We start from the raw sequence: 17,541 nt of genomic DNA, 5'->3' as shown, positions 1-17,541 counted from the left end.
CCGCTATTCGAAAACAATTTTCGGCGCCGGTTTTCTTTCATCCGCACCGATGCGCGCCCAGACCTTTTTCGCGATATCGCGGTAGATCGCGGCCTGCGGGCCGTCCGGTTCGGCGGCAACGACCGGGGTTCCGGCGTCCGACATTTCGCGGATGGAGATGGTGAGCGGCACTTCGCCGAGGAACGGCACGCCGATCCTTTCCGCCTCCGCCTTTGCCCCGCCATGGCCGAAAATATCGTAACGCGCTCCCGTATCGGGCGCGATGAAATAGCTCATATTCTCGATGACGCCGAGCAGTGGAACTTCCACCTTGCGGAACATGGTGATGCCCTTGCGCGCATCGATCAGCGCCAGATCCTGCGGTGTGGAAACGATGACGGCGCCGGCGAGCGGCACCTGCTGGGCGATGGTGAGCTGCGCATCACCCGTGCCGGGCGGCATGTCCAGCACCAGCACATCAAGTTCACCCCAGGCGACTTCACGCAGCATCTGCATCAGGGCGGACTGCACCATCGGTCCGCGCCAGATCATCGCCGCTTCCTCATCCACCAGGAAGCCCATGGACATGACCTTCAGCCCGTAATTCTCCATGGGGACGATGATACGGTCTTCCTGCTGCTGCGGGCGGCCGGAAATCTTGAGGAGACGAGGCAGCGAAGGACCGTAAATATCGGCATCGAGCATACCGACCTTGAGGCCAAGTGCCTGGAGGCCGAGCGCCAGATTAACAGCGGTCGTCGACTTGCCGACCCCGCCCTTGCCCGAGGCGACCGCGATGATGGCGCCCACACCCGGAACACCGACCTTGGAAGAGCGTGGCTGTGCCGCCGGGCGACCGGTTGCCGCAGCGGGCCGTGCCGGCTGTTCTGCGCCGGGCTTGCGGTCCGCGGTCAGCGCCACCACCGCACCGACAATTCCCGGGACATTCTTGGCAGCCGTTTCCGCCGAAAGCCTCAACGGCTCCATGTCCGCGGCCCTGTCGGCGGGAACCGTAATCGAAAAATAGGCTTTCCCATCGGCAATGAAGATTTCAGAGACCATGCCGAGCGCCACGATGCTTTTATCGCTGCCGGGATAGATGACGGCTTCCAAAGCCTTTTCGACCTGGTTCCTGCTGACCTCTGCCATAGTTTTACTCCGCTACATCATCCTACCGGATATGGGCTCAATTCCGCGCCATCCATAGACAAGGCGGAGCGCTTCGCCAATGCTAAAGAACATCAGGCGGCCAATCGCGACGATTTAACGTCCCGGTTTCAGATTTCGTCGTCCATATCGAGCGTTTCCGGGTCGAAAACGCGGCCATCGAAAAAACAGTCGGGGCCGAGCACGAGGCCCGTGCGCGACGCGCCGACATGGACCGGCTCCCGCAACGTCCCCTCCAGCTTGAGGTTCGCGCCCGGCACCGGCACGAAAAGCGGTTTCATGGCCTTGCGGAAAATATCCGGCCTGTAGGCATTGCGCGCGGCCTCCACCACGGCCGCATCGAAGCGGCGATCGGCGGGAACCTCGCCCCAGCGCAACATCTGGCTGAAGAACCACAGCGCCTGGCTTTGCCAGGGAAAATTGGCAGCCTTGGCATTCGTCACGAAAAATTCCGGATAACGCTGCATGTCCCGCAGCGAAGTGGAAATATACCCCGTCAGCGCCGGAAGCAGGAATTCACCGTTTGCGCCAATATAATGGGGAGCGGCGAGAATACCGGTGAGTTCCTCGATGTTGGCGGGATTGGCGCACCACTCACCGGCACGGTAAAGCGCCCGCAGCAGCCCTTCCAGCGGGGTGGCGTTCGCCTCCGCCCAGGGCCGTCTCGTGGCGAGAATTTTCTCCGGGGCATTGTGCCAGATCAGCGCTCCGGTCGTCACGATCCGCCCGGCACCACCCAGCACCAGGGCGCTGCCCGCCGGTTCGGCCGTACAGAGCGCGTCAACCTTGCCGCTTTCCAGGAGCCCAGGCATTGCCTTGGGCAAAGCTTCGACGATTTCCATATCCCGGCCGAGCAGCACGCCGCAGCTTCCGAGCAGATATCGCAGGGTATAAAACGGCGTCGAGATGATGTCTTCGACCGCGAATACAGGCGGGTTCCCACCGGAGGCCCGGCGCGCGGCGCAGACACGGGCCATAGCTCGCCCGAAAGCGGCCGGATCCGGCAGCTTCAGACCTTCACGGTAAAGCTCATCATAAAATTCGTGCGAAACAGTCGTTGCCGATCCGCCAAGGGAGAGCGTGAAAACACCGATAATATTGCCCGGCAGATCATCGAGACCAACCGCGGAACCGACCGGAACCGGAGCGGGCAGATGGGCGACCTGAACCTCATCTCCGTCAAGCGCGGCAAGCACGGAGCGCGCGGATTGCTTTCGAACGAGTTGCAGTTCTATGCCTTCATCGGCAGCGAAACCTTTTTCGGCAGCGGCTACCAGCACGGCGCAGTCGACAGTCGGAGAAAATCCCGCTTTTACCTTATGCCGCTCCGGCAAACGATTTCTCCTTTCCGGTGATTCGAAAGAAGGATCGCCCAGGAACCCGTTTATCACAATGATAAAGTTGTGATTTCGCTATTTAATCAAGCCAACCCGCAGGGCCTTGGCAACGGCCTGGGTGCGGTTGACCGTGTCGAGTTTTTTCGTCGCACGGTTCAGGTAATGATTGATGGTATGTTCCGACAACATCATGATTTCAGCGATTTCGGCGCTTGTCTTGCCGGCGGCCGTCCAGTTCAGACAGTCGATCTCGCGCTCGCTCAATGTTTCGGGAACGCGCAGGTCAAGACGGCGGATTTCAGATAGCCGGGCAAAGACATGGCTGGAAATGTAGAAAAGTTCCGCCAGCCGGCTGACCGGCAGAACCGTCTTGTTTCCGGAGAAGGACACCGCACCCCGTGTCGTGGTGATGTCGTGAACGGGAAACCACACCGAATTGACCATTTCAAATCTTTCGAAGAGACCGATAACGGGCTTTTTCGCGAGATGCTCTTCGCCTTTGACCAAAAAATCCATGGACACGGAAAAGGGCGCGGTCGATTTCTTCAACTGCGCCATGACCCGGCTGCTCTGCAACATGCCCTCTTCATCGTAACGCTGCAAAAGCTCGGCCGGCCAGCTTGTAATGATGGTATATTGCGACAGCTCGCTCGCCATTTCGGACGACAGGTCAAGAACCATGAAGGCCTTGAATTCCCAAGCTTCCGTCAGCCGCTTCAAGAACCGGAATATGTCGAATTGGGTGTTCAGATCGGCGATCTCGCGAACGCAATCAACACCAATCGACTGAACGGCGGCCGTCTCTGTTTTCTGCATGAAAGCTGTTCTTCGAGAATGAGAAAATGCCGCCGCAAAGAACCCCCTTTGCCCGGAATTGCGGATGTTACTCACCAAAATGATTCATGCAAACAAAAGTTGAAAACTTAATTCAGAATAATCGAAAATAAGATTCAACCGTCGCAAACCCGCCCTCTGCCAGCGTTTCGGACGCAGGTTTTCTTCAACCATCCGCAACCGGGGATAATCTGCAGGCAAGTTCCGCCGCGATTTTATCAGCCGTTTCACGCACCAGCGGCCCCCATTTGCGAAGCTGTTTCAGATCAACGCGATAGGCGGGACCGGTGACGGAAATCGCCGCGTAAAAATTGCGCCCGGGTGCGCGCACAGGCGCGGCAACACAATGAATTCCGACCTCATGCTCCTGCAAGTCGAAGCCATAGCCGTTTTTGCGAATAGCCGAGACATCCTCGATCAACGCCTCGGAAGTTATCAGCGTGTTTTGCGTGAAGCGATGGAAGTCCAGCCCCGCGGCGAGTTCCACCAGATCGGCGGCGGAGAGCAGGGAAAGCGCTGCCTTGCCGACGCCAGTGCAATAGGCTGGCGACGTCTTGCCGACCTGCGAATGCATGCGCAGACTTTGCTTACCTTCCATCTTGTCGAGATAGGTGACCTGGCCGCCGTTCAAGACGGCGAGATGCACGGATTCCTGCGTCGCATCCTGCAACGCCACCAGATGCGGGGCGGCAACGCTGCGCAGGTCATTGCCGCTCCAGGCTTTCGCCGCCAATTGCAGCAGCCTCAGACCCACGGCATAGGTCTGGTCAGCGGCATGGTCAATCAGGCCTTCGGCAATCAAATGGGCGAGCTGACGGTGAACGGTGCCGCGCGGCTGGCCGCAAGCCTCGACCACATCGGTAAAGCGCATCGGTTTTTCGGCGAAGGCGATGAGTTCCAGAAGCGAAACCGCCTTTCCGAGCGTGCCGGTCACGGTTTCCGTTTTTTGCGCCCGACCCGGAACGGCCTCATGCTTTTGATCATCAGGCTTTCTAGGATTGGGCTTTTTAAGATCGGGCATGGCAACATCCATCGTCATCTGTCTTGACATAAGCGTGACGCCAAGAGAATAATTCCATTTAGTAAAATCTAGTTCCATATAATGGAACAATCAAGCCCTCAATGGACGAGACGATGCCGATGATGCAAGCCCATTTCCCTGACCTCAAGGACGCCGGCGTGCTTGTCACGGGCGGCGGCTCCGGCATCGGCGCATCGCTGGTGGAGGCCTTTGCCATGCAGGGGGCGAAGGTCGCCTTCATCGACATCGCGGAAGAGCCCAGCCTCGCGCTTGTCCAGCGGCTGTCGGCAACGGCGCCTCACCCGGTCCATTTTTTCAAGACCGACCTCAGCGACATTCCTGCGATCGGGCGGACGGTGGAGGCGGCGGCGTCCGCCACCGGCGGCATCAAGGTGCTGGTGAACAATGCCGCATGGGACGACCGCCATGACATCGACACCGTGACGGAAGCCTATTGGGACGCCAATCAGGCGGTTAATCTCAAGCAGATGTTCTTCACGGTCCAGGCGGCATTGCCGCATCTGCGGCAGGCAAAAGACGCGTCCATCGTCAATTTCTCCTCGATCTCGTTCCTGCTGAACATGGGCGATCTTCCCTCCTATGCGGCGGCCAAGGCCGGCATCATCGGCCTGACGAAAAGCCTTGCCGGCAGGCTGGGGCCGGAAAACATCCGCGTCAACACGCTGCTGCCGGGGATGATAGTGACGGAGCGGCAGAAGGAACTGTGGCTGACGGATGACGGGATTGCCGCAACCACGGCACGGCAATGTCTCAAGCGCACGCTCATTGCCGCCGATCTGACGGGGCCGTGCCTGTTTCTCGCATCATCGGCATCGAGCGCCATCACGGCGCAATCCATAATCGTAGACGGAGGCCTGTTATAATGTCTGAACCCGCTTTTATCGCCGTCGACTGGGGCACGACCAGTTTCCGGCTGTGGCTGCTCAGCCGGTCGGGCGCGGTGCTGAATGAGCGCAGAAGTGCGGAAGGCATGACGACAGCCATGCGCACCGGCTTTGCCGATGTGCTGCAATCGCATCTCGACGCCATCGGCGCACCGGAAAACCTGCCGGTTCTCGTCTGCGGCATGGCGGGTGCGAGGCAGGGCTGGGTAGAGGCTGGCTATATCGACGTGCCGGCATCGCTTTCTGCAGTTCTCGAAGGGGCGGTCCGCGTGCCGGGTCAGGCGCGGGATGTTCGTATTCTGCCGGGGCTGGCGCAGCGGGATAAAAACGCGCCTGATGTGATGCGCGGCGAGGAAACACAGCTGCTCGGCGCACTTGCTTCCGCTGACGCCGGCGAAAAGCTGGTCTGCATGCCCGGCACGCATTCCAAATGGGTGACGGTCAAGGGCGGCGACGTTACCGGCTTTGCCACGTTCATGACCGGCGAACTCTTCGAGGTCATCTCCAAGCAGACAATCCTTTCCCATGCGGTGGCCGAGGCCGAAGCCTTTAATGGCGAACACGAGACCTTCAAGGCGGCCGTGCGCGACATCTACGCCAATCCGCAGCTGGCGACCAACCGCCTGTTCACCCTGCGCTCCGGGCAATTGCTGCATGGTCTTGGCGCAACCGATGCCAAGGCCAAGCTTTCCGGCATCATGATCGGGCTGGAAATTGCCGGCGCGCATTCCACCGCAAGCCGGGATACGCCGGTGGTGCTGATCGGCTCCGGCGCACTTGGCGCGCTTTACGAGGGTGCATTCGCGGCCCTGGACATTCAATATACGGTCATCGATGCAGACGAGGCCGTGCGGCGCGGATTGCTGGCCGCTGCAAATGCCATCTGGCCCTAAATCATATAGTGTGAGCGGAATTTCTCGCGAAAACCGCTCGCACTTGTCGCCATTCCGCTTCAGGACGAAAGAAACACCATGCGTATCCCCTTCCCTTCCATAAAATATCCGCTGATCGCCATTCTGCGCGGTCTGAAACCCGAGGAAACCGAAGGCGTCGTCGGCGCGCTGATCGAGACCGGCTTCCGCGCCATCGAAATCCCGCTCAACTCGCCAGATCCGTTCCGCTCGATCGAGATCGCCGCGAAGATGGCGCCCGCCGATTGCCTGATCGGCGCAGGCACCGTGCTGAGTGTGGAAGACGTGGAATCGCTTGATGCGGCCGGCGGCAAGCTGATGGTCAGCCCCAATGCCGATGCGGACGTAATTGTCGCCGCGCGCGTCAAGGGCATGGTGACGATGCCGGGCGTTCTGACGCCCACCGAGGCGCTGGTTGCGGCAAAGGCCGGGGCGACGGGGCTGAAATTCTTCCCCGCCAGCATCATCGGCCCCGCCGGCATCAATGCGATCAGGACAATCCTGCCGAAGGATCTGGTCATTGCCGCCGTCGGTGGCGTGTCGGACAAGAATTTCAGCGAATATACCAAGGCCGGCATCCTTGCTTTCGGGCTTGGAACCAGTCTCTACAAGCCCGGCATGACGGCGGCGGAGGTTCGGGAACGTGCCACCGTCACGCTTTCTGCCTATGACGCCGCAATCGGAGGATAAGAGCTTGGCAACCGTTTTCCCCTTTGTCGGACATGTTCTTGATGATACGCCGATGACGCTTGGCGAAGGCCCGACCTTTGACGCCGCGACCGGCACCGCCTGGTGGTTCAATATTGTCGAGCGGGAGCTGCATGAACTGCATCTCGCTTCCGGCCGCAAAACCGTGCACGCCCTGCCCTTCATGGGCAGTGCGCTGGCCAAGATCAGCGACAGCAAACAATTGATCGCCTCCGATGACGGCCTTTTCCTGCGCGACACGGCGACAGGCGTTCTGACACTGCATGCGGAACTGGAAAATGACCTGCCCGGCAATCGGTCCAATGACGGGCGCATGCATCCCTCCGGCGCGCTCTGGATCGGCACAATGGGCAGGAAAGCGGAAACCGGTGCCGGCAGCATCTACCACGTTGCCAAAGGCACGGTGACGACGCTGTTTGCCGAGATCAGCATTCCGAATTCGATCTGCTTTTCCCCCGATGGCGCGACCGGATATTACGTCGACACCAAGGTCAACAAGCTGATGCGGGTGCCTCTGGATGCCGAGACGGGTCTTCCCTCGGGCAAGGCCGAAGTGCTGGTCGATTCCGCCGGTATCGACGGCGGCATAGACGGCTCGGTCTGCGATGCGGATGGGCATATCTGGAACGCCCGCTGGGGCATGGGTGCGGTTGATCGTTACGATGCCAACGGCAATCATATCGAACGCTATCTGGTACCGGCGGGGCAGACCACCTGCCCGGCCTTCATCGGGCCCGATGCGTCGCGTATCCTTGTGACTTCCGCCCGCGAAAATCTCGGCGACGACGCCATCGCCGCCAATCCGCAGCATGGAAAGACATTCGAGCTCGGGATTGACGTCAAGGGCCGGTTTGAGCCGCTCTACCGGTTGTGATGCGCGGCAAGAACCGCCCTCACGTCATTCCTGTGCTTGTCACAGGAATCTAGCCAGCCCAAGTCCTTGGGCTGGAAAGACTCTCCTCGCCACGCAGACGCGTGTCGGCTGGATTCCTGTGACAAGCACAAGAATGAGGGCTGTGGGGAAGCACCACCGCCGCCTCTTAACGGCCATTTCGTTTCTCAGGAAATATCCGAGAGAATCTCGCGATAATTCTCGTGCAGGTAACGCTGGGTGGCGGCGGCATCGGCGGGGCGGCCGTAAAAATAGCCCTGGCCCATGGCGCAGCCGAGCGCGCGCAGCTTTTCCTCTTCCGCACGCTCCTCTATACCCTCGGCCACCACTTCGAGATCGAGACCTTCGCACATGGCGACGATGGCCTTGATGATGTGTTCCGAAGGGCGATCGCTGCTGATGCGGGAAACGAAGGCGCGGTCGATCTTGACCTTGTCGAAGGTGAAGTCGCGCAGGCGGCCGAGGCTCGACTGGCCGGTGCCGAAATCGTCGAGGGAGATGCGAACACCCGCACTCTGCAATTCGCTGATGATGCGCTGCGCGGTATCGGCGGAGGTCATGACAGCCGTTTCGGTGATTTCAAGCTCCAGCCGATGTGGGTCGAGACCGACACGCGACAGGATAGAGAGAATATTGTCCGCCGTGCCAGGATCCATCAACTGCGCGGAGGACAGGTTGAAGGACAGGAAAAGCTCGCGCGGCCAGAACAGGGCTGCTTCCGCCGCCTTCCTGAGCAGGGCTTCCGAAAGGGCGTCGATAAAACCTCTTTCTTCAGCCAGCGGCACAAAAACGGCGGGCGATACGAAGCCGAGATCAGGGTCGTTCCAGCGGGCAAGCGCCTCGAAACCGATGACTTTCGCCTCTTCCAGCCTGACGATGGGCTGGAAATGCACATCGATCGCGTCGGTGATGATGGCGTTTCGCAGAGCCTGTTCCAACTGGGTGGCGCGCTTCATCTCCTGCGCTATCTCGCGCGAATAGACCGTTATCTGGCCGCGGCCGCGCCGTTTGGACCGGTAAAGCGCCGTCTCGGCGCTTTTCAACAGATCCTCGAAATCATCGCCGGCAAAAGGGTAGATGGCAAAACCGAAGGAAGAGGAAAGCCGGACGTTGCGATCGCCGAGATCGTAAGGAGCGGACAGCACGTCCTTGATCATGTTGCCGACACGCTCGGCGCCGGTGCGCTCGAAGACCAGCGGCAGCACGAAAGCGAATTCATCGCCGTCATGGCGCGTCACGACCGCGCCATCGGGAATGCAGGCCTTCAGGCGATGCGCCACCTGGCACAGAATCTCGTCGCCCGCCTGCACGCCGAAAAGATCGTTGATGGGTTTGAAGCCGTCTATATTCGCGATGCCGACCGTGAAGGGTGCGGGATCGCTGGAGCGTTCGCTCGCAAGCATGCGAATCTTGTCTCGCAGACGGTAGCGGTTGCCGAGCCCCGTCAAAGGATCGCTGTAAGCCATCGCTTGCAGCTCGTTCTGGCTGACCTGCAACGCTTGCGGCTCTGGCCGTTTCATTCCTGCATCTCGTGAATCCTGTGTGATTGCGCTCACAATGCAGGGCAAGTATTAAAAAAGCCATAGAGCCGCGAACCGAAAAATGCGGGCAGCGTTTTCCGGGAGCCCAAAGCTTCGATCAAAATGAGCCTGAGAGCGGTCAATTTCCGCCTGTCTCTCGCCGTGGCGGCGGAATTTCAGGCTTGAAGCCGCAGGTCATCCTTGCTGAAAAGGCGCAGGAAAGCGGCCTCGACCATATCGGGACTGACGGGTTTCAGCAGCATGTCTTCCATGCCCGAAGCCAGGCACTTGTCGAGATCGCCTTCGAAAGCGTGCGTTATGACGCCGACAATGGGAATGCGATTGTCGCCGGCAAGGCCGCGCATGCGGCGGGCAACCTCAAAACCGTCGATATCGGCAAGCGTCGTATCGAGCAGAACGGCGGATGGCGCCTGTTCGGCAAAAAGACGCAAGGCTTCTTCGCCGGAGGTGGCGAGCCGGTAGGATAGTCCAAGGCCCTCGAGTATCTGCGAAAAGACGATCTGGTTGACCCTGTTGTCCTCAACGAGAAGTATCTCGCAGACGCCGCCGGTCTTGAGCATTTTGGGCAGGTCTTCGGTCATGATCTCCCAGTCCTCCTCAGAGGATTTTTCCCTGGGAGAAGAACTGAGGCCAACGGCAAGATAATGCAGCAGCGACGCGCCTATCTCGTCTTCCTCGATGGTGACGACGGGCAGTCCGTGGGCTTCGGCGATATCGAGACAGGCGACGCTCATCTGCGCGTCCACCACGACAACATCGATGGTGACGCCGACCGAGGCGGCGACATCGATGAAACTGCGCTGTTCTTCTTCGCCCGTCACGACGGCGAAATCCATGCCGCCCGCGGCCAGCAGGCGACCGGCGGCTTCGCCGAAACGCCCGTTTTCAGATACGACCAGCACCGCCTTGCTCTTCAGCAGGCCGCTTCTGGCATCGCGCTCATCCTCTTTGCCATAGGTGGAGGAAACGAAGGCAACGTGCTCGAGCGACGGAATGACGGGCATGCCGTTTGCGTCGATGGTGGCGAGCGCGGTGACATCCTCCATCGTCGTCACCAGAAAATATCGGCCGGGCCTGCCCACACGCTGCTTGCGGGTAATCGTCAGGACTTCTTCGCCATTCAGGCGTCTCACCCTTTCGGGAATGACGCTCGGTGTGCCGCTGTCCAGCACCATGCGATCGGCGATATCGATCCGCCCCGCAACCTCACGCGAATGGAGATCGAAAACGGTTCGGCCGAGAATAGCTTCGGCACTGGTCTCGACCATGGCGCAGGCGGATTTGTTGATTGCCGCATAGGCCATGTTCCGATCCTTGACGAAGACCGGAAATGGCAGATTATCGAGAATATCCTCGATCAGCTGGACGCGTTCGAGGTCGATGCGCCACTGTTCTTCTCTTTTCTTCTGTTCGGAAATATCGGCAACAACACTGATGCCGAGACCGGAAGGCAGGCGGTTCATGACGAAACGCAGGAAGCGTTCCCCCTTCAGCCGCTCGGTCTTTTCCGAGCGCTCTTTCCAGTGCAGCGCCAGCCGCTCGCCGATCCATTCCTCCCGCCCGAGCTGGCGGGCGTTGGCGGCCAGGCTTTCCGCCTCCAGAAGATAACAATCGTAGAGCGCGCTCAGATAGTCGCGCAGCCGCGCGCCCGGTCCGACAACGCCCTCCTGGAGCGGGAAAAAACTCAAAAGTTTCCGGCTTGCGAAAATAATGTGATCGTTACGGTCGTAAACGACTATCGCCGCGCCAAGCGCGTCGCAAAGGGCATCAAGCATCACCGTATGAACGCCCGCGCCAGAGGACGCCAAATCACTCAACTGCAAACTCCCGCCTGTTTTAAAGGGTCAGGCTTATGTTTCTATTGGAATCGTCCAAAGCGGATGCCGGGATGAAACGATAAATTCCGAAAAAGAGACATCAGGGTTCGCCACTTGAAGCAGTCTTGAGGAGAAGATGACGTTCACCCATAGTCGACGTCACACACCACCCGGCCAGGGGGGCCTCGTTCCTGCGATCATTTCAAGCCGCCACACCATAACCAGGGTCGATTAAAGGCGGATTAACGCTTAACGCCATGTTGAGCGAAATGATCAAATGCCCGAAAGACCGCAAAACATGTGCAAATGTCCGCGACGCCGGTTTTTTGCTTTCGAAGCCGCAGCGAATCCGCGAAAATGACGATCATGGCCATCAAGCAGCTTTCAGAAACCCTCATCAACCAGATCGCCGCCGGCGAGGTCATCGAAAGACCCTCCAGCGCCACGAAGGAACTGGTGGAAAACGCCATCGACGCCGGCGCGACGCGGATCGAGATCGCCACAGCGGGCGGCGGCAAGGGGCTGGTGCGGATCACCGACAATGGCTCCGGCATGTCGCCCACCGATCTGGAACTTGCGGTCCGGCGTCACTGCACCTCGAAAATTTCCGATACGCTGGACGATATCCGCACGCTCGGGTTTCGCGGCGAGGCGCTGCCCTCCATCGGCTCGGTCGCCAAGCTGACGATTACCAGCCGCCAACAGGGCGCGGAACAGGGTTCGGTGATTTCCGTTACCGGCGGCAAGGTTTCGGACGTGCGGCCCGCCGCCTCGAATGCCGGCACCATCGTCGAGGTGCGCGACCTGTTCTTCGCCACGCCTGCGCGGCTGAAGTTCCTGAAGACGGAACGCGCCGAGGCGGCCGCCATCACCGAGGTCGTCAAGCGCATGGCGATCGCCTTTCCGCATATTCGCTTCGTGCTATCGGGCACCGATCGTTCCACGCTCGAAATTCCCTCGACCGGTGACGATCATCTCGCCCGCATGGCGCAAATCCTCGGTGCCGAGTTCAAGGATAATGCCATCGAGATCGATGCCGGGCGCGAGGATGTGACGCTGACCGGTTTTGCCGGTGTGCCGACCTTCAATCGCGGCAACTCGGCGCATCAATATGTCTTCGTCAATGGCCGCCCGGTGCAGGACAAGCTGCTTTTATCCGCCATTCGCGGCGCCTATGCCGAAACCGTGCCGCATGGGCGATATCCGGTCGCGGTGCTGTCCATCACGCTCGACCCCGCCTTTGTGGATGTGAATGTGCATCCGGCAAAATCCGACGTGCGTTTTCGCGATCCGGGCCTCATTCGCGGGCTGATCGTCGGCGCGATCCGGCAGGCGCTGACGCGCGACGGCGACAGGGCGGCGACGACGGGTGCGAGCCAGATGATGAGCGCCTTCCGTCCGGGTTACAGCCCGTCCAATCTCCGGCCTTCTCCGTCCGCGACATGGTCCGCCGCGACTTCTCCTTCCCGGCCGCTTGCTGTTTCCAGCGGAACGCAATTTTCGGAGGCAGTGCAGTCGCGCTTTTCCGACATCACCATGCCGACGGCGCGGGCCGAGCCGCGGGAGACTTACGACACAGCCGCAAGCCCCTCGCCAGAACCGGTGCTTTATCCGCTGGGTGCGGCACGGGCGCAGCTGCATGAGAACTACATCATCGCGCAGACGGAAAACGGCCTCGTCATCGTCGATCAGCATGCCGCGCATGAGCGGCTGGTATTCGAGGAAATGCGCAATGCGCTGCATTCCCGGCGTCCGCCGTCGCAGGTGCTGCTTATTCCTGAGATCATCGACCTGCCGGAAGAGGATTGCGACCGGCTGATGGATCATGCCGCCGGTTTCGATGCGCTGGGCCTCGTCATCGAGCGTTTCGGGCCGGGCGCGGTCGCCGTGCGGGAAACGCCCGCCATGCTGGGCGAAGTTAATGTACAGGGGCTGGTGCGCCAGCTTGCCGACGAAATTGCCGAATGGGACGCTGCCTCCACGCTTGCCAACAAGCTGGAATATGTTGCCGCCACCATGGCCTGCCACGGTTCCGTGCGCTCCGGCCGGCGCATGCGGCCGGAGGAGATGAATGCGCTTCTGCGGCAGATGGAAAACACGCCGGGCTCCGGCCAGTGCAACCACGGTCGCCCGACCTATATCGAACTGAAACTTTCCGATATAGAACGGCTCTTCGGCCGTAGCTGACGCCTCGTCCCGGCGGCAGGCCGGTAGGGCTGGCCTTGGCCCGCGCCTGGCGATATAAATTTAGGGAACTGGAGCATCCGCATTGTTCAGGAAAACGCTACGCCGTTTCGGACTGGGTGCCCTGACAGGACAGAGCAGGAGACGAAAACGGATGAACAGATTTGAGGGAGGCGGCAACCGCCTCGCCGTCATCGAATATCTCGACGGTGATTTCCGGATCGTGCAGACCGGCTCGCATGTCGTCTGCGCCATCACCGGCAAAAGCATTCCGCTCGATGAGCTGCGCTACTGGAGCGTGGCGCGGCAGGAAGCCTATGTGGATGCGGCGGCTTCGCTGGAAGCTGAACAGAAGGCTGGTAATCTGCCGGCGTGAGTTGGCAAGCGGCGCGTTGAGTATAGCGCGTGTGCCTCCCCTCATCCCTGTGCTTGTCACAGGGATCCAGCCAGCCCAAGTCCTTGGGCTGAGAGGGCTCTTCCCGCAGTATGGACGCGCGTCGACTGGATTCCTGTGACAAGCACAGGAATGAGGCGACGTAGGTGCACGGCGGTTTTTCTTCTTCAGTACTCTAAAGCGACGTCCGCGCATTGTCCCGCAGCAAACGCGCACGGCAGTTCGCCACCGCCGTATCGATGATGGTCGCGGCCGCATTGGGGTCGTCAAACACCATGTCGATTTCGATCACCAGACTGTTCCACAGCAATTCTTCGGCCCGGCCGTGATGTCCGTTAAGCCGCACGGCGTCCTTGGCCGTCGTCACCAGCTGCAGATTCTGTCTGGCCGCATCCGCAAGAAGATCGGCGATCTCGTCGTCGCTGAAATGATGGTGATCCGGGAAGGAGCGTTGCAGCACGATGTCACCGCCGAGCGCTTCGACGGTTCGATAAAACTTGGCCGGGTCGGCAATACCCGCATAGGCCAGAACGCGGCTTCCCCTGAAGTCCTGCGGCTCCTGCGGCGTGATCGCCGCAACGAAGACGGGTTTGGCGGCTTTCGCCGCCTGCCTGACCAGCGGATCGGCCGCATGGCCGTTGCCGACCTTCAAAAGACCGGTCATCTGCCGCATCTGCTCGGCGAGCGGTGCTCTCACCGGCCCGCCCGGGACGAGATGGCCATTGCCGATGCCGCGCAGCGTATCGATGACGACAAGCGCGTAATCCAGCGTCAGGCGCGCGCTCTGAAAGCCGTCATCCATGATGATGAGATCGACGCCTTCCTTCACCAGCCGGTGTGCGCCTTCCACCCGCTTGCGGGAAATGACCGTGACCGCCTCTCGCGCCAGAAGCAGAGGTTCATCGCCGACGTCGGCAGAGCGGTGCTGTCCGGGATCGACAAGCGTGGTGACGTCAAGCGTGCCGCCATAACCGCGGCTGAGAAAACCGGGCTTCAGGCCTTTCGCGGCGGCGGCTCTGGCAATTGCCATGGCCGTCGGTGTCTTTCCGGCGCCGCCCACGGTGAAATTGCCGATGCATATAACCGGAACGGAAACGCTTGCCCTCTTCGCCGTTCGCATCCGCCGGCCGGCGATCTTGCCGTAGAGAAGCGAAAAAGGTGACAGGAGCCACGCCTGCCAGCCCGCTTTCTGCCACCAGAATGGCGGCGCTTCAGAAACCATCTATTCCCGCTCCCGGCCGCGTCGCCCACGGCATTCCGTTCGGATGTCGAATATCATAGGGGTTGTTTGCCAGAAAAAACCGTAAATTGCAAAAACGGGACAAACGGTTCAGAGAGCCTGTTCCGGCAACAGCGCTTCAAGCGCGGTAATGTCGTCGAAACAATAATCGGCGTCAGCGCCGAGGCTCTCGCGCGAGCCGGTGCCCGTCAGAACGGCAATGCGCAATCCCGCTCCGGCGTTTTTCGCCATATGCAGATCGTGATTATTGTCGCCGACCACGGCCACACGCTCGGGCGGGAAGCCTATCGCCTCGCAGAAACCGAGAACCATGCCGGGTTGCGGCTTGGTGCCATAACCGCTGTCATATCCCGCGACAAAATCCACATCGTTTTCAAAACCGAAACGGATGGCCGTCTGGCGGATGGAATTTTCATTGTCGCTGGAAGCGATGCCGAGCTTGTAGCCGCGTGCCTTCAGCCTTGCGAAAAACGCCTTGAGATCGGTCACCGGCACGGATTTATCCGCCGCCTCGGTAAACAGCCGGTCGAGGCGAGCCGTCAGTTCCTCGACATTGCAGGGCGAGCCGGCGGCAACCAGACCGGCGGCGATTTCCGCCGTGTTGCCAGCGGCCAGAAGGCTGTCCGGCACGACATGGCCGGTGACCGGGTCCATGCCGCAGGCGGAAAGAAGCCGGTCGGCGAGAACGGCATCGCCCTTGGCGGCAATCGCCGCAAGCTCGCGGTTCACCGGACCCCAGCTGGCGTCATAGCCGAGAAGCGTACCGTCCTTGTCGAAAAGGACCGCGACGATAGACTGCGCCGTGTTGAGTTCGATATCCGCTACCATGAACCGATGGCGCTCCGCGGTTGCAGCTTGGCGGAAACGGTAAGCGGGTTGATATAGGGTTCCAGCGCCTTGACGGTCAGAGAAAGCGCGCCGCGCATATCCTGGATGACCCGGTTGCCAGCATCGATCATCTTGTAACGCTCATTGTCGTTGACCAGCAGATAATGCACCGCCTTGGCCAGCATCTCCACATCGCGGATGATACGACCGCCGCCAGCGCGGATCAGCTTCTGATAGGCCTCGCGGAAATTCTGCACATGCGCGCCGGACAATACGGCGCATCCCAGCATCGCCGGTTCCAGCGGGTTCTGCCCGCCTTCCGCCGTCAGCGAGCGGCCGACAAAGGCAAGCTCGGTCAAACGCAGATAAAGCCCCATTTCGCCGATGGAATCGCCGAGGAAAATATCGGTTTCCGGCGTGATCACGTCATTCCTGCTACGGCGCGCGACGGTCAGCCCCATGCCCTTCAGCATGGCTTCCACATCGTCGCCGCGCTCGGGATGGCGCGGCACGATGATGGTCAGTTGGCCGTTGCGCGACTTGATCGCCGCATGCACGGTGGCGGCAGCCTTTTCCTCACCATCGAAGGTGGAGATCGCCGCCCAGGTCTTGCGATTGCCGACCTGCTTGCGATAGGCCTCAAGAAGAGCCTCGTCACAGGGTGGCGGATCGGTGTCGCCCTTGAGGTTGCCTGATATCACCACTGGCCAGGAGCCGAGATCGCGGAAGCGTTCGGCATCGAGATCCGATTGCGCAACCACCAGCGCCAGCTTGGAAAACAGCGATTCCGCAATGTCGTGCCGGTTTTTCCAGCGGTCGAAGGACCGGTCGGAGAGGCGCGCATTGACCCGGATCTGCGGGATGTGCCGGCGTTCCAGCTCCATCATCGTCACCGGCCAGATTTCCGATTCAGCGGTGATGGCGGCATCCGGCGCCCAATAGGCGAGGAAACGGTTGACCGCTATCTTGATGTCGAGCGGCACATATTGATGGATCACATCGTCGCCAAGCCGGGTGCGGGTCAGTTCTGCGGAGGTGACCGTTCCGGTGGTCAAAAGCACGAAAATGTCGCGCTTGCGTATTTCGCGGATCAGCGGAATGAGAGCCAGCGTTTCGCCGACGCTTGCGGCATGGAACCAGACCAACGGCCCGCGCGGGCGCTCGGCGCTGGCATAGCCGAAACGCTCGAGCCGACGGCGCTTGTCTTCCTTGCCCTTTGCCGCCCGCCAGGAAAGATAGGGACGGGCAAAGGGATAGGCGGCGATACCGGCAATCCGGTAACCGGAAAGAGCGAAACGTGCGATACGGCTGCTCATGACATTCTGCCCTTGATCATTCCGCGCAATGCCCTTCCCCTGTTCTTGTTGTTATCGCCGCCTACTTCTTCTCAAATTGCGTCATTTTTTGTCATCGGAAACGAAAGCGCGATCACATTTTCTCGCAATCAAAATCCCGGCCTGCACATTTTCAGCAGGAATCACCGGAAAACTCGCCTTCACCCAATAGTATTACAACGCAAGGGCAAAAGGACTCAAATTTTATCGTCCGGATTGAGAAGACGGTGCATATGCACGATAAAATAACGCATATGGGCGTTATCAACAGTCATCTGCGCCTTGGATTTCCATGCGGTGAGCGCGGAAGCGTAATCCGGATAGATGCCGACGATATCGAGCGCATTCAAATCCCGGAACTGAACATCCTGAAGGTTTTCCAGTTCGCCACCGAATACAAGGTGCAGCAGCTGTTTCTGTTTGCCGGCTTCCGTCATGTCTTTATCTCT

16 protein-coding genes are annotated in these 17,541 nt (G+C 60.1%); 6 read left to right on the top strand and 10 right to left on the bottom strand.

Features of this window, described 5'->3' with window-relative positions:
* Positions 1-3: 3 nt before the first annotated feature.
* The 4 genes from FY152_01845 to FY152_01830 form a co-directional block, all read right to left on the bottom strand.
* A complete protein-coding gene (locus FY152_01845; GenBank protein ID UXS30891.1) occupies positions 4-1,128 on the bottom strand; it encodes an Mrp/NBP35 family ATP-binding protein in 1,125 nt (374 codons plus the stop codon).
* 128 nt (positions 1,129-1,256) lie between these two features.
* Entirely contained in the window at positions 1,257-2,480 is a 1,224-nt protein-coding gene (locus tag FY152_01840) for an ABC transporter substrate-binding protein (GenBank protein ID UXS30890.1), read from the bottom strand.
* Between the two features lie 78 nt (positions 2,481-2,558).
* Positions 2,559-3,299 carry a LuxR family transcriptional regulator gene (locus tag FY152_01835; GenBank protein UXS30889.1) on the bottom strand — a complete coding sequence of 247 codons (741 nt, stop codon included), beginning with the start codon at positions 3,297-3,299 and terminating at the stop codon, positions 2,559-2,561.
* 184 nt (positions 3,300-3,483) lie between these two features.
* Positions 3,484-4,368: an IclR family transcriptional regulator gene (locus tag FY152_01830; GenBank protein UXS30888.1), complete on the bottom strand. Its 885-nt coding sequence runs from the start codon at positions 4,366-4,368 to the stop codon at positions 3,484-3,486.
* A gap of 71 nt (positions 4,369-4,439) precedes the next feature.
* On the opposite strand from FY152_01830, the gene FY152_01825 reads away from it, so the two are divergent.
* From FY152_01825 to FY152_01810, 4 genes are all read left to right on the top strand, one after another.
* Entirely contained in the window at positions 4,440-5,222 is a 783-nt protein-coding gene (locus FY152_01825; GenBank protein ID UXS30887.1) for an SDR family oxidoreductase, read from the top strand.
* Entirely contained in the window at positions 5,222-6,136 is a 915-nt protein-coding gene (locus FY152_01820; protein ID UXS30886.1) for a 2-dehydro-3-deoxygalactonokinase, read from the top strand. Before FY152_01825 ends, FY152_01820 begins: the two co-directional genes overlap by 1 nt.
* Before the next feature lie 78 nt (positions 6,137-6,214).
* Positions 6,215-6,844 (top strand): 2-dehydro-3-deoxy-6-phosphogalactonate aldolase, encoded by a 630-nt coding sequence (locus tag FY152_01815; protein ID UXS30885.1) that lies wholly within the window; start codon positions 6,215-6,217, stop codon positions 6,842-6,844.
* Between the two features lie 4 nt (positions 6,845-6,848).
* On the top strand, positions 6,849-7,736 hold the full coding sequence (locus FY152_01810; protein ID UXS30884.1) for an SMP-30/gluconolactonase/LRE family protein: 888 nt from the start codon (positions 6,849-6,851) through the stop codon (positions 7,734-7,736).
* Positions 7,737-7,921: 185 nt separating this feature from the next.
* On the opposite strand, the gene FY152_01805 is transcribed toward FY152_01810, so the two are convergent.
* Together FY152_01805 and FY152_01800 are read right to left on the bottom strand one after the other, a co-directional pair.
* Entirely contained in the window at positions 7,922-9,274 is a 1,353-nt protein-coding gene (locus tag FY152_01805) for an EAL domain-containing protein (GenBank protein ID UXS30883.1), read from the bottom strand.
* Positions 9,275-9,450: 176 nt separating this feature from the next.
* Entirely contained in the window at positions 9,451-11,070 is a 1,620-nt protein-coding gene (locus FY152_01800) for a response regulator (protein ID UXS33181.1), read from the bottom strand.
* Between the two features lie 408 nt (positions 11,071-11,478).
* Between FY152_01800 and mutL the strand changes: the two genes are divergently transcribed.
* The gene (gene mutL, locus FY152_01795) at positions 11,479-13,299 is read left to right on the top strand and encodes a DNA mismatch repair endonuclease MutL (GenBank protein UXS33180.1); all 1,821 of its coding nucleotides are present in this window, start codon (positions 11,479-11,481) and stop codon (positions 13,297-13,299) included.
* A gap of 151 nt (positions 13,300-13,450) precedes the next feature.
* Positions 13,451-13,672: a DUF2093 domain-containing protein gene (locus FY152_01790; protein UXS30882.1), complete on the top strand. Its 222-nt coding sequence runs from the start codon at positions 13,451-13,453 to the stop codon at positions 13,670-13,672.
* Positions 13,673-13,865: 193 nt separating this feature from the next.
* Here FY152_01790 and FY152_01785 read toward each other — a convergent pair whose 3' ends face one another.
* The 4 genes from FY152_01785 to FY152_01770 form a co-directional block, all read right to left on the bottom strand.
* On the bottom strand, positions 13,866-14,912 hold the full coding sequence (locus FY152_01785; GenBank protein UXS30881.1) for a tetraacyldisaccharide 4'-kinase: 1,047 nt from the start codon (positions 14,910-14,912) through the stop codon (positions 13,866-13,868).
* A gap of 108 nt (positions 14,913-15,020) precedes the next feature.
* Positions 15,021-15,758 (bottom strand): HAD family hydrolase, encoded by a 738-nt coding sequence (locus FY152_01780; protein ID UXS30880.1) that lies wholly within the window; start codon positions 15,756-15,758, stop codon positions 15,021-15,023.
* Positions 15,752-17,074, bottom strand: a complete 1,323-nt coding sequence (locus tag FY152_01775; protein UXS30879.1) for a 3-deoxy-D-manno-octulosonic acid transferase — start codon at positions 17,072-17,074, stop codon at positions 15,752-15,754. The genes FY152_01780 and FY152_01775 overlap by 7 nt, the downstream gene beginning before the upstream one ends.
* A 215-nt stretch (positions 17,075-17,289) precedes the next feature.
* Entirely contained in the window at positions 17,290-17,529 is a 240-nt protein-coding gene (locus tag FY152_01770; protein UXS30878.1) for a DUF4170 domain-containing protein, read from the bottom strand.
* Positions 17,530-17,541 lie beyond the last annotated feature (12 nt).

Origin of the sequence: Agrobacterium tumefaciens (genome assembly GCA_025560025.1) — a bacterium.
Classification (GTDB): Bacteria; Pseudomonadota; Alphaproteobacteria; order Rhizobiales; family Rhizobiaceae; genus Agrobacterium.
The sequence above is the reverse complement of the archived record's forward strand: the minus strand, read 5'-3'. Positions and strand labels throughout refer to the sequence as shown.